At 42.0% G+C, this 13,332-nt stretch carries 9 protein-coding genes and 4 tRNA genes; 7 read left to right on the forward strand and 6 right to left on the reverse strand.

What is annotated here, in order from left to right; translation table 11 throughout:
- Positions 1–94: 94 nt before the first annotated feature.
- Positions 95–2,830, forward strand: a complete 2,736-nt coding sequence (locus BQ7394_RS03570) for a putative LPS assembly protein LptD (protein ID WP_075556112.1) — start codon at positions 95–97, stop codon at positions 2,828–2,830.
- Between the two features lie 2 nt (positions 2,831–2,832).
- On the opposite strand, the gene BQ7394_RS03575 is transcribed toward BQ7394_RS03570, so the two are convergent.
- Together BQ7394_RS03575 and asnA are read right to left on the reverse strand one after the other, a co-directional pair.
- Positions 2,833–3,495, reverse strand: coding sequence for a uracil-DNA glycosylase (locus BQ7394_RS03575; protein WP_075556113.1), 663 nt, complete (start codon positions 3,493–3,495; stop codon positions 2,833–2,835).
- A gap of 18 nt (positions 3,496–3,513) precedes the next feature.
- Positions 3,514–4,551, reverse strand: coding sequence for an aspartate--ammonia ligase (asnA, locus tag BQ7394_RS03580; RefSeq protein WP_075556114.1), 1,038 nt, complete (start codon positions 4,549–4,551; stop codon positions 3,514–3,516).
- A gap of 227 nt (positions 4,552–4,778) precedes the next feature.
- Here asnA and BQ7394_RS03585 point away from each other — a divergent pair.
- Both BQ7394_RS03585 and BQ7394_RS03595 read left to right on the forward strand, forming a co-directional pair.
- Positions 4,779–4,851: transfer RNA gene (locus BQ7394_RS03585), tRNA-Arg, on the forward strand.
- Between the two features lie 1,792 nt (positions 4,852–6,643).
- Positions 6,644–7,084 (forward strand): DoxX family protein, encoded by a 441-nt coding sequence (locus tag BQ7394_RS03595; RefSeq protein WP_075556116.1) that lies wholly within the window; start codon positions 6,644–6,646, stop codon positions 7,082–7,084.
- A 52-nt stretch (positions 7,085–7,136) separates the two neighbouring features.
- On the opposite strand, the gene BQ7394_RS03600 is transcribed toward BQ7394_RS03595, so the two are convergent.
- The 3 genes from BQ7394_RS03600 to BQ7394_RS03610 form a co-directional block, all read right to left on the reverse strand.
- A tRNA-Val gene (locus BQ7394_RS03600) sits at positions 7,137–7,214 on the reverse strand.
- A gap of 29 nt (positions 7,215–7,243) precedes the next feature.
- A tRNA-Val gene (locus BQ7394_RS03605) sits at positions 7,244–7,318 on the reverse strand.
- 27 nt (positions 7,319–7,345) lie between these two features.
- Positions 7,346–7,420 (reverse strand) — tRNA-Val (locus BQ7394_RS03610).
- Between the two features lie 237 nt (positions 7,421–7,657).
- Here BQ7394_RS03610 and purB point away from each other — a divergent pair.
- The 3 genes from purB (at position 7,658) to asnS (ending at position 12,061) form a co-directional block, all read left to right on the forward strand.
- Positions 7,658–9,001 carry an adenylosuccinate lyase gene (purB, locus tag BQ7394_RS03615; protein WP_075556851.1) on the forward strand — a complete coding sequence of 448 codons (1,344 nt, stop codon included), beginning with the start codon at positions 7,658–7,660 and terminating at the stop codon, positions 8,999–9,001.
- Positions 9,002–9,060: 59 nt separating this feature from the next.
- On the forward strand, positions 9,061–10,587 hold the full coding sequence (locus tag BQ7394_RS03620; RefSeq protein ID WP_075556117.1) for a pseudouridine synthase: 1,527 nt from the start codon (positions 9,061–9,063) through the stop codon (positions 10,585–10,587).
- A gap of 67 nt (positions 10,588–10,654) precedes the next feature.
- Positions 10,655–12,061 carry an asparagine--tRNA ligase gene (asnS, locus tag BQ7394_RS03625; RefSeq protein WP_075556118.1) on the forward strand — a complete coding sequence of 469 codons (1,407 nt, stop codon included), beginning with the start codon at positions 10,655–10,657 and terminating at the stop codon, positions 12,059–12,061.
- Positions 12,062–12,137: 76 nt separating this feature from the next.
- Here the strand turns inward: asnS and BQ7394_RS03630 are convergent, their stop codons facing one another.
- Positions 12,138–12,608, reverse strand: coding sequence for an Lrp/AsnC family transcriptional regulator (locus BQ7394_RS03630; RefSeq protein WP_075556119.1), 471 nt, complete (start codon positions 12,606–12,608; stop codon positions 12,138–12,140).
- Positions 12,609–12,753: 145 nt separating this feature from the next.
- On the opposite strand from BQ7394_RS03630, the gene BQ7394_RS03635 reads away from it, so the two are divergent.
- On the forward strand, positions 12,754–13,302 hold the full coding sequence (locus BQ7394_RS03635) for a GNAT family N-acetyltransferase (protein WP_075556120.1): 549 nt from the start codon (positions 12,754–12,756) through the stop codon (positions 13,300–13,302).
- Positions 13,303–13,332 lie beyond the last annotated feature (30 nt).

Here is a 13,332-nt window from a genome sequence, read left to right on the forward strand (position 1 = left end):
TAATTTGTTATACATTTGCATGCTGTAACAATTCAGTTGATAGTTCTTTCGCTTTTATGTGTCAACTATCATCTGTCATCTGTCAACTTAATTAATGAAATACAGAGGCTTAATTATCCTATTATATTTCCTCGCCGGGGCTTTGATGATGTATTCGCAGGAGCTGGTTGCCCCGACGGATACTGTGTTGGCTGTTGTTGGGGATACCATAGTCCCTGTTGCGACCGACAGTACAGTCTTAGCTTCTGATACTGTTCCCAAGAAGCAGACCGGCCTGGATGCTCCTGTGGCTTACCAGGCTAAAGACTCTATCGTAATGACTGCAGGTAACTGGGCTTATCTGTACGGTGAAGGCGATGTTAAGTACCAGCAAATCGGACTACAGGCGGAAGTGATCGAGATGAATATGGACAGCAGTCTGGTATTCGCGAAGTTCGGCCTCGATTCGATCGGTGACGAGTTCGGTTATCCTTTATTCAAGGATGGCGATCAGGAGTATGAATCGAAGACGATGCGTTATAACTTTACGACCCGGAAGGGATATATCACCGATGTGATTACCCAGCAAGGGGAAGGGTATGTAACTGCCGGGCGTACAAAGAAGATGGACGACGATGTATTGAACATGGTAGGCGGTAAATATACGACCTGCGATGAACACGATCATCCTCACTTCTATATTCAGATGACCAAAGCCAAGGTCCGGCCTAAAAAGAATATCGTTACAGGCCCTGTTTATATGGTTATTGAAGATGTACCGCTATATCCGATCGGATTGCCTTTTTGTTTCTTCCCTTTCTCGAGTACCTATTCATCCGGTGTGATTATGCCGACGTATACCGACGACTCCAATCGTGGGTTCGGTTTACGTGACGGGGGATATTACTTTGCCTTAAGCGATTATATCGATCTGGCTGTTACCGGTGAGATATATACCAAAGGTTCATGGGGGCTTCAGGCGCAATCCTCTTATAGGAAACGATACCTGTTCTCCGGTAATTTCAATGCCGCTTACCAGGTAACGAAGTTTGGTGATAAAGGGCTTCCCGACTATAGTTTGAATAAAGACTTCCGGTTGAACTGGACACACTCGCAAGACCCGAAAGCAAATCCGTACCGTACTTTCTCTGCCAGTGTGAACTTCTCGACCAGTAGTTTCGACCGTAATAAAGCGAACGGTTTCTTAAATACGAATAACTCGGACGCTATCTCGAATACAAAAGGTTCGAGTATCAATATAACACAACGTTTTCCGAATAACCCGCTTTCTCTTTCCGCTACAATGAATGTCAACCAGTCATCCAGGGACTCGTCTATCGCTGTCACCTTGCCTAACCTGACAATCACATTGAGCCGTATCTTCCCGTTCAAACGTAAGAACCCTATCGGAAAAGAACGTTGGTATGAAAAGATTTCGATGAGTTATTCCGGCTATTTCAAGAATAGTATCACAACAAAGGAAAACTTATTATTCAAGTCAAATCTTATCAAGGACTGGAAGAACTCGATGGAACATAGTATTCCGGTCAGTGCCACGTTTACGGCATTTAAATATATCAACATTTCTCCTTCATTTAATTATAAGGAAAGCTGGTATACAAGTAAGATTACGAAACAGTTCGACCCGAAATTGAACAGCCTGGTAAACCGTGATACAACCTATGGATTTTACCGTATCTACAATTATAACGCATCTGTATCTGCTTCGACTACCTTATATGGTTTCTATAAACCGCTTCCTTTCCTGGGAGATAAGGTGCAGATGATCCGTCACCGCTTTGAGCCGTCTGTCAGCATTAGTGCAGCTCCCGACTTTGGGGGAAGTCTTTTCGGTTTCTACGATCATTACCAGTATATCGATGCTAACGGCGATCCGATCGATTATGTTTATTCTCCTTTCGCGCATAACGGTTCTATCCCTAATGGAAAGCAGGGGAGCTTGAACTTTACGTTGGATAACAATGTCGAAATGAAAATCAAATCCGATCGTGACACTACCGGCTTCCGTAAGATCAGCCTGATCGATAAGTTATCGTTGGGAATGAGTTATAATATGGCTGCCGACTCCTTCAAATGGAGTGACCTGTCTGTCGGTTTACGTCTTAAGTTCTCGAAAAGCTATACCTTAAATCTGAACGGAACTTTTGATACCTATACTTACAAAGCGGACAGCAAGGGTAACCCTGTCAGGGTAGATATTCCACGTTGGAAAGCAGGAAAAGGTATCGGCCGTTTGCGTAATACCGGAACCAGCTTCGCTTATACCTTTAATAACGATACCTTTAAGAAATGGTTCGGAGGTGGAACCGACAGCAACATACCTGAAGATAATATCGGCGATGGCGAACTCGAAGACCTGACTGCCGAGAATCCCGATGATGCCAATCCACCGGAAGAGAAGGAGGGTGGTCGTCTGCGTGGAAAGAAGAAAGATACCGGCGAGTATGATTCGGATGGTTATCTGATCACTAAGATCCCATGGAGTTTATCATTCAATTACAGTATGCAGTTGCGTTACGGAGACTTCGATCCCAACAAGTTGGAGTATAAATACAAACTGACGCATGCATTGAGTTTTAACGGAAATATCCAGCCGACCAAGAACTGGAGTTTTAACTTCAATGCCACTTACGACTTCGACAATAACAAGATTTCGTTCATGACTTGTAATGTCACCCGTAATCTGCACTGTTTCCAGATGTCAGCAAGTTTTGTACCGGTAGGGCCGTATAAATCGTACACCTTCTCTATCGCTGTAAGTTCTTCCTTGTTGAAAGACCTGAAGTATAACCAGAGCAGTAATGTGCGTGAAGGGCAAAGCTGGTATTAATGTTACCATTCAATAGGTGTCTGACCTGTCGCTATCAGGTAATCGTTCGCCTTGCTGAAATGCTTGTTCCCGAAGAAGCCGCGATAAGCCGAAAGGGGTGAAGGGTGTGCTGACTTCAATATCATATTACGTGAAGCATCGATGAATGCACCTTTCCGTTGTGCGTATGATCCCCAGAGGATATAAACGATATGGCTACGTTCTTCAGCCAGTTTGTGAATGACAGCGTCGGTAAATGCCTCCCATCCTCTGTTCTGGTGTGAACCGGCCTGATGTGCACGAACCGTCAGTGTTGCGTTCAGTAATAACACGCCTTGGTCAGCCCAGCGCAACAGATTACCGCTGTTGGGCATCGGTTTACCAAGGTCGCTTTCTATTTCTTTGAATATATTGATCAGAGAAGGAGGGAAAGGCGTTCCGTCCTGCACCGAAAAACAAAGCCCATGCGCTTGTCCCGGCTCGTGATAAGGGTCCTGTCCCAGTATGACCACTTTTACCTTTTCAAACGGGCAATGTTCAAAAGCATTAAAGATATAAGGTCCGGGAGGATATACGGCTCCCTGACGGTATTCCTGTTTTACAAAGTTGATCAGCTCATTAAAATAACTTTTCTCAAATTCAGGAGCTAACCGTTCTTTCCAGCTTTTTTCGATCTTTACATCCATATTTATATCAATTGTCAACTAAATTAAGTGCATTCCTGCTGCACGGGCTTCCTGACGCATCTCTTCCGGCCAGATACTTGCTTGTATCTCTCCGATATGGGCTTTGCGCAGATAGAACATACACAAACGACTTTGTCCGATACCACCACCGATGCTTTGGGGCAGTTCGCCGCTCAGTAGACGTTTGTGGAAGTATAGTTCTCTCTTTTCTTCGGCATTAGAGATCTTAAGTTGACGTTCCAAAGCTTCTTTATCCACACGGATACCCATAGACGATAATTCAAGCGAGCGGTTCAATACATCGTCCCAAACCAGCAAATCGCCATTCAGTCCGGTCTGGCCGTTTTCAGCCACAGTCGACCAGTCGTCGTAGTCCGGGGCACGTCCGTCATGCTTCTCTCCGTTGCTCAGTTTACATCCGATACCGATAATAAATACGGCTCCGTATTCCTTGCAAATAGCGTCTTCCCGTTCTTTCGGTGTAAAGGTAGGATATTTTTGCAATAAATCCTCGGAATGAATGAAATGAATCTGCTGCGGAAGTGCCGGTCGGATGTTCGGGAACATTTCGTAAACCAGATATTCGGTGCGAACCATAGCGGCATAAATACGCCGTACGATCTCTTTTAGATATTCGATATTGCGTTCACTGGGGCTCATAACCCGTTCCCAGTCCCACTGGTCTACATACAGTGAATGGAGATTACCCAGTTCTTCATCCGAACGGATAGCATTCATATCGGTATAGATTCCGTAGCCTTCTTCAATATTATAGTCGGCCAGGGTAAGACGTTTCCACTTGGCCAGTGAATGTACGATTTCGGCTTTTGAGTCGTTCAAGTCCTTGATCGGAAAGGTCACGGCACGTTCCGTCCCGTTTAGGTCATCGTTGATACCCATCCCTTTAAGAACGAATAAAGGTGCCGTAACACGGCGTAGCCGTAGTTCGGAAGATAAATTTTGCTGGAAAAAGTCTTTGATTTTCTTAATCCCCATTTCTGTCTGAGATAAGTTAAGCAAAGCTTTATATCCTGCAGGTTTAATTAAATAGCTCATATACTTGTTGTGCTTTGTGTTTGTAAAATATGCGTGGCAAAGATAATGATTAATGGTAAAATAGCAATGCGAAAGCCGTTTTTATTTGCAAAATGGCAGGATATATGGCAATGATGATTGCAAAATATCAAAACATGTGTTGTATAACAGAAAAAGAAAGATTGTAAAAACTCTTAGCCGCTACATTTGCTTTCCTGCGATATTATATTTACTTTTGCACCGTCTTTGGCCTGGTAGCTTAGTGAATAGAGCGTCAGATTCCGGTTCTGAAGGTCGAGGGTTTGAATCCCTCCCGGGTCACAGTTTACGATAGTAGACATTGGCGACACCTCTTATAGGGGTGTCGCTTTTTGTTTTTTAGAGTCTACTAATTTTCATCTTGCCCACCCAATCTCTGGAATATAGTTTTGAAGTAGCAAAGATCAGATATAATCTTTATGATACTGGCTGCATCGTTAGGCTCTCCATTTTCTCCATATATAGCGAGAAGATATATTACTTTATCAAAAGTTTCCAATTGATAATTCAATATGTCCGGATTCTCTTGACATGTTTTGATGCTCTTAATTAATAATGGTGTTAGTTTAATTCCTTCGACAATCATAATGGAGCTCCTTTCTGTTTGAGGATTGTTATTCCGCTTTGCGGACTTGATGCGGTTAATGAATTTGATTTCATTCGATGGTATTGTTTAGCTTATAGGCAGAAAAAAAAGAACGGCTGCCATTTCCCGTGTCGCTAAACAATACCATCGTCCACTCCGTAGAGCAAAAGAAAGTCAGGAAAGGCAACCGCCTTTTCATTATGTATCATTTTCGTGATTACACGAAAATAGTATATGTCGGACATAAAAGCCCGACATATTACATTGAGCAATTAACCGCCGCTCTACGTCATGGATACACCATGGTATTGTTCAGCACTACAAAAATACGGAATGTTTTTGGAATATCAATGTAGGGACTGCTTATCTTAGTTATCATTAAATAGAGCTATTATTGCAACAAAAGTTTTTCAAAATAAATCCTTCATTCCTTCATTTGATTAGTTATTTGATTGATTGCCTTGTGCTTGTGGCTGAATGAATTCTGAATAAATGAAGGAAGTATCTTACATTTCTGATTTTTTCATTCATTAATGATACCATCTGATGCCATAAAAAGAGTAAGTATTCACCTACTGGTTGTTAGTTAGCATATTCTATTTTAATGCATAACCGCTTACTTCTTAGTANACGTCATGGATACACCATGGTATTGTTTAGCACTACAAAAATACGGAATGTTTTTGGAATATCAATGTAGGGACTGCTTATCTTAGTTATCATTAAATAGAGCTATTATTGCAACAAAAGTTTTTCAAAATAAATCCTTCATTCCTTCATTTGATTAGTTATTTGATTGATTGCCTTGTGCTTGTGGCTGAATGAATTCTGAATAAATGAAGGAAGTATCTTACATTTCTGATTTTTTCATTCATTAATGATACCATCTGATGCCATAAAAAGAGTAAGTATTCACCTACTGGTTGTTAGTTAGCATATTCTATTTTAATGCATAACCGCTTACTTCTTAGTATCATTGTTCTTTCTTTTATCTTATTTGTTATTTATCGAACGCTTGTTTGCCATTTGTCAAACGCTTATTCGACAACTGTGCTACAAGCGTTAGACAGATGGAAAACAAGAACGATCTAATAACTTTCATATTAACAGGTAATTACGCAGGCCATTGTTGCTTACTGCTTAAGCATGTCTCTCTGCCTGAAGGAATAATCTAAAAATAAAGATATTTCCTTCATTTATTCAGAATTCATTCAGTTATAAACACAAGACGATCAGCTAAATAGTCGGCCAAATGAAGGAATGAAGGATTTATTTTAGAAAACTTTTGTTGAGGAGTTGGGGGAGGTTGCATTCAACTGATAAATACTGAAATATATTATTTCTGTTAAATCAATAAAAGTGAAGAAGAGCGATAAGCAGGCTTATGGATAGATATATCTTAGATTGCAAGGGATGGGTGCAATGAACATTTTTTTACTATCTTTGTTTTATATATAAGTTATTAATCTTATGTAAAAACTAAATAATATGTTGGCGATATACAGATTTTTATTTCCGTCTAAGCCGGACGGTACAGCTATTTCACTGTTGTTATTGGCATTGCGTATCCTTTTCGGAGGATTGTTGCTATCTCATGGTATCCAGAAATGGACTAACTATACCGAGATGTCTGCCGTTTTTCCCGATCCGCTGGGCGTAGGTAGCCAGGTTTCGTTAGGGCTTGCTATTTTTGGTGAGTTGGCTTGTTCAATAGGTTTTATTTTTGGTGCATTGTATCGATTGGCTATGATCCCGATGATCTTTACCATGTGTATGGCATTCTTCGTTATTCACGGCAATGATGCGTTTGCGGTGAAAGAGTTGGCTTTTATTTATTTGGTGGTGTTTATACTGATGTATATCGCCGGGCCCGGTAAGTTCTCGATAGATCGGTTTATCTCGATACCTTTGACGAAGAAAAGACGGTGAGAGTCTATAAATAAAAAAGTCCGTTAATCATTCGACTAACGGACTTTTCTTTTGGTGGGCGTTGACGGATTCGAACCGCCGACCCTCTGCTTGTAAGGCAGATGCTCTGAACCAGCTGAGCTAAACGCCCGATTGAAATCAATTTGGTATAAATCTGAGTGGGCGTTGACGGATTCGAACCGCCGACCCTCTGCTTGTAAGGCAGATGCTCTGAACCAGCTGAGCTAAACGCCCAAGTTGAAATCAATTGGATATGAAAGGTGGGCGTTGACGGATTCGAACCGCCGACCCTCTGCTTGTAAGGCAGATGCTCTGAACCAGCTGAGCTAAACGCCCTTTCATTACTTCAGTAAGTTTTGTACGCCTTATCTCTCTAAAGCGCTGCAAAGATACGGCTTTTTTTATTACCTCCAAATCTTTCGGCAAAAAAATAGAAAAAAAGTTCATTACTGCCCTTTAGTCTGAAGAAATATAGTAACTTTGCATTCTATATTATTAATGTACATGAAGTAATCGATATCGTTGGCATATCGCCCGAACACTCAGGGTTATAGGTGTATAAACTAAATGAATATGATATTTTCGACACTAACTGCCATATCTCCCGTTGATGGGCGATATAGAAATAAAGCCGAAAACCTGGCGGCTTACTTCTCAGAGTATGCACTTATCAAGTATAGAGTGCAGGTAGAGATAGAGTATTTTATTACTCTTGCTGAGTTCCTTCCACAGTTGAATAGCCTTGCTACTGTGGAAAATAAGGAAGCATTGCGTAAAATTTACCAGGAATTCTCTATAGAAGATGCAACACGTATCAAGGAGATCGAGAGCGTAACCAACCATGACGTAAAAGCTGTAGAATATTTTATCAAAGAAAAATTTGACCTGCTGGGTTTACAGGATTATAAAGAATTTATCCATTTCGGATTGACGTCGCAGGATATTAATAATACCTCTGTGCCTTTGTCTATCAAAGATGCGTTGAATGAAGTTTATTATCCGGGTATACAGGAAGTGATAGACATGCTGAAGAAGTATGCCGAAGATTGGAGCAACGTTTCCATGCTGGCCAAGACACACGGACAACCCGCTTCTCCTACTCGTTTGGGAAAAGAGATTATGGTGTTTGTTTATCGTCTGGAACAGCAGGTGACTTTGTTGAAATCTATTCCCGTATCTGCTAAGTTCGGCGGTGCAACCGGAAACTTTAATGCACACCATGTGGCGTATCCGTCATACGACTGGAGAGCTTTCGGTAATAAGTTTGTGAATGAAGTGCTGGGACTGAGCCGTGAGGAATGGACTACACAGATTTCGAACTATGATAATCTGGCAGCTATTTTCGACGGTCTGAAACGTGTGAACACGATACTGATCGACCTGAACCGTGACTTCTGGCAGTATATCTCTATGGAGTATTTCAAACAGAAGATCAAGGCTGGCGAAGTCGGTTCGTCTGCAATGCCTCATAAGGTGAACCCCATTGATTTTGAAAATGCGGAAGGTAACCTGGGTATGGCAAATGCAATACTGGAACACTTGGCTACCAAATTGCCTATTTCTCGTTTGCAGCGGGATTTAACAGACTCTACCGTATTGCGTAACGTAGGTGTGCCTTTGGCTCATATCGAGATCGCATTCAAAAGCTTAACAAAAGGGCTGGGTAAACTGTTATTAAATGAGAGCGCCTTGTATCGGGATTTAGATCATTGCTGGGCGGTAGTTGCGGAAGGTATCCAGACGATATTACGTCGCGAAGGATATCCGAAACCTTACGAAGCCTTGAAAGCCTTAACCCGTACAAATGAAGGAATCACTGAAAAATCAATCAGTGACTTTATTGAAACGCTGCAGGTTAGTGATGCAGTAAAAGCAGAATTAAAGGCGATTACGCCGCATAATTATACAGGTATTTAGTGTGAGAATCAACGTAGCCGTGAGGTTACCAATTAATTAATTATTATTAATTTACAACAATGAGCACAGAAGAAAGAGAAGAATCTCAACCGCGTCCTAGAAAGGTGATACCAAGTATCAGACGGGAAAACACAGATCAGGAAGGTGAAAGAAAACCTTACAATCAAGGTTACAACAGACCTGAGGGAAACAACTATGAACGGAGACCATATAACCGCCCTAGCCGGGATGACCGCGGTGGTTATAATTCTTATGGTGATAACCGCTCATCTTACGGAGACCGCCCGAGCCGTCCCCGTACGTATGACAATCGCGAAGGTGGTGGTTATAACAGCAGACCTTCTTACAACAACCGCGACAATAATCGGGGTGGTTACAGCAATAACCGTGAAGGAGGTTATAACTCAAATCGTGAAGGTGGTTACAATTCTAACCGTGAAGGCGGATACAACCGTCCTTCTTATGGCAACAATCGCCCCTCTTATGGTAACAATGATCGTTCTTATGGAAACAACGATCGTTCGTATGGTGGTGGCGGTGGTTTCAACCGTCCTTCTCGTCCTAACTATGACGAAAGACCGGGCAGAGCCTATTCCGCTTCTCCGGAAGGAGATGCAACCGGCGACGGAATGAAGAAAAGAAGACCCAGAGTAGGTGATACTCGTGTCAACTCTTACGACTCTCGCGATAATCGCGGTGGCGGCAGACCTTCATACGGTAACAATAATCGCGGTGGCGGATATGGTAACAATGGCGGTGGATACGGAAACAGACGTCCGCAACAACGCCGTACAAACGATTACAACCCGAATGCCAAGTACAACTTCCAGAAACAATTGAAGTATAAAGAAGTATTGGCTGACCCTAACGAACCGATCCGTCTGAACAAATTCTTGTCGAATGCAGGTGTTTGTTCACGTCGTGAAGCTGACGAATTTATTACAGCAGGTGCTGTGAAAGTAAATGATGTAGTGGTAACTGAACTGGGTACTAAAATTACCCGTCAGGATAAGGTTGAATTCAACGATAAACCGGTGCAGATCGAAAGCAAGGTATATATCGTACTGAACAAACCGAAAAACTGCGTAACTACATCCGACGATCCTCAGGAACGTCTTACCGTTATGGATCTGGTGAAGAATGCTTGCCAGGAACGTATCTATCCGGTAGGTCGTCTTGACCGTAACACAACCGGTGTATTGCTTCTTACTAATGATGGCGACCTGGCTTCAAAGCTGACTCACCCGTCATTCAAGAAAAAGAAGATCTATCACGTTTGGTTGGATAAGAACGTTTCTATCGAAGACATGGAAAAGATTGCTAACGGATTGGAACTGGAAGACGGCGAAATCCATGCAGATGCAATCAGCTATGCCAGCGAAGACGACAAGAGCCAGGTGGGTATCGAAATCCACTCGGGACGTAACCGTATCGTACGTCGTATTTTCGAATCACTGGGATACCATGTAACGAAGCTGGATCGTGTATACTTTGCCGGACTGACCAAAAAGATGCTCGGACGTGGAAAATGGCGTTACCTGAACGAACGTGAGGTGAACGCACTCCGAATGGGCGCTTTTGAATAATACGAAGATTAGCCGGTAGTCAATACCGGCTATCTTGTTTTGATTATCTAAGAATAAACATATAAACATGGAAACAATTACTAGAACAAAAATTGTAGATGTACTGAAGAGTGAAGCTTACGGTACAACCGTTAACGTGAAAGGATGGGTACGTACCCGTCGTGGTAGTAAACAGGTTAGCTTTATTGCGCTGAATGACGGTTCTACAATAAATAATGTTCAGATCGTTGTGGATGTGGAAAAACTGGGTGAAGAGTATCTGAAACCCATTACTACCGGTGCTTGTATCAGTGTGAACGGCGAACTGGTTAAATCTCAGGGACAGGGACAAAATGTAGAGATCCAGGCTACTGAAATTCAGATTTACGGTACGGCCGATCCTGCTACCTATCCGTTGCAGAAGAAAGGACACTCGTTGGAGTTCCTGCGTGAGATAGCTCATTTACGTCCGCGTACCAATACGTTTGGTGCCGTGTTCCGTATCCGTCATAATATGGCGATCGCTATCCACAAGTTCTTTCATGAAAGAGGTTTCTTCTATTTCCATACTCCGATCATTACTGCTTCAGATTGTGAAGGAGCCGGACAGATGTTCCAGGTAACGACAATGAATCTGTATGACCTGAAGAAAGATGAAAATGGTTCTATCATTTATGACGACGATTTCTTCGGCAAACAGGCAAGTCTGACAGTGTCAGGACAGTTGGAAGGTGAATTGGCTGCCATGTCTTTAGGTTCTATCTATACGTTCGGACCGACATTCCGTGCTGAAAACTCCAATACTCCACGCCACCTGGCCGAGTTCTGGATGATCGAACCGGAAGTTGCCTTCAACGAGATCGAAGAGAATATGCAGCTGGCTGAAGACTTTATCAAATATTGTATACAATGGGCTTTGGATAACTGTATGGACGATATCCAGTTCCTGAACAATATGTTTGATAAGGAACTGATAAAACGTCTGCAATTCGTCCTGAAACATAACTTTATCCGTCTGCCTTATACGGAAGGTGTCAAGATCCTGGAAGAAGCAGTGGCTAAAGGGCATAAGTTCGAATTCCCGATCTATTGGGGAGCCGACCTTGCTTCAGAACACGAACGTTATTTGGTGGAAGAGCACTTTAAATGTCCTGTTATTCTGACTGACTATCCGAAAGAAATCAAATCTTTCTATATGAAGCAGAATGAAGATGGAAAGACGGTACGTGCTATGGACGTATTGTTCCCCAAGATCGGAGAGATTATCGGTGGTTCACAACGTGAAGAGGATTATGAAAAACTGGCAAGACGTGCTTCAGAAATGGGTGTGCCTGAAAAGGATATCTGGTGGTATATGGATACCCGTCGTTTTGGTACAGCACCTCATTCCGGCTTTGGTCTGGGATTTGAACGTCTGTTGTTATTCGTTACGGGTATGACGAATATTCGCGACGTAATTCCTTTCCCGAGAACTCCGAATAATGCAGAGTTTTAATAAAATATCCCTGCTTTAGGGCGGGGAGTTTTCAATAATAAAAAAGGACTTTCATCGAAAAGTCCTTTTTTATTTATTATTCGTCATCCAGATCAATCGGAATTTGTCTCTTGAACGCTTCTTTGAAAGAGATCAGCGATTCTGTACGAGCTAATCCTAGCGGCTGAAGTTTATTGTGGATGATATTCAGTAAATGCTGATTGTTTTTTGCGTATATTTTGATGAACAGGTCATATTGTCCCGTGGTGTAATGGCATTCCACTACTTCCGGAATCTTCTTTAATGCCTCTGTAACTGTAGGGAATTGCCCCGGTGATTTCAGGAATAATCCCATATAAGCGCAAGTCTCATATCCGACTTTAGTATTATCGACGATAAACTCGGAACCTTTGATGACCCCCAGATTTGTAAGTTTCTGAATTCTCTGGTGTATGGCTGCTCCTGATACATTACATTCTCTGGCTACTTCCAGAAAAGGCATTCGGGCATTCCCTATGATCAGTTTTAATATTTTTTCATCCAATTCATCAAGTTGATGGTGTGCCATAATTTCTGTATATTTGTATTTCTGTTATTCTGTATGTTACATTTAAATACAAATATAGTCAAACTATAATGATTAGATGCTATAATTCGTCCAATTATTTTATTTCGTAAGTTTTCTTTTATTAATCAATCAATATTATAAGAGTATGAGTTTAAGTGCGGTAATCGAATGCAGGCCGGTAAAAGATTTTTCCGATCCTTTGTTGGATAAAGTAGAAAAGACATATAACGATTCCTTTCCGGAAGCCGAACGACGGGTATTTTCACTGGTGAAAGAACTGGTAAAGGGAGAGCCCCGTTTTACTGTATATACATTGTTCAGGAACGGAGTTTATGCGGGTTTTATTACTGCCTGGCAATTTGAGTCTTTTGCTTATGTGGAGCATTTTGCAATCGATGAGTCGGCGCGTAACGGTGGGATAGGCGCAGAGGCCATGAAACTGTTTATGGCCTTGTGTGACGTTCCTGTGATATTGGAGGTGGAAATACCTTCCGAAGAGATGAGTAAACGCAGAATAGGCTTCTATGAACGTTTGGGATATGTTCTGGATAATCATGTCTATTACCAGCCACCTTATCGTCAGGGAGAAGAGTTTCTGGAAATGCGCTTGATGTCTTATGGCAATATTGACCTGCAACAATCTTTTGAGGAGGTAAAAGGTTGTATTCACCGTCATGTATATGGTGTCAAATAGATTCGGTTTTTATCCCAATAAAAAAGGCAG

The sequence above is a fragment of the Parabacteroides timonensis genome (assembly GCF_900128505.1).
Lineage (GTDB): Bacteria > Bacteroidota > Bacteroidia > Bacteroidales > Tannerellaceae > Parabacteroides > Parabacteroides timonensis.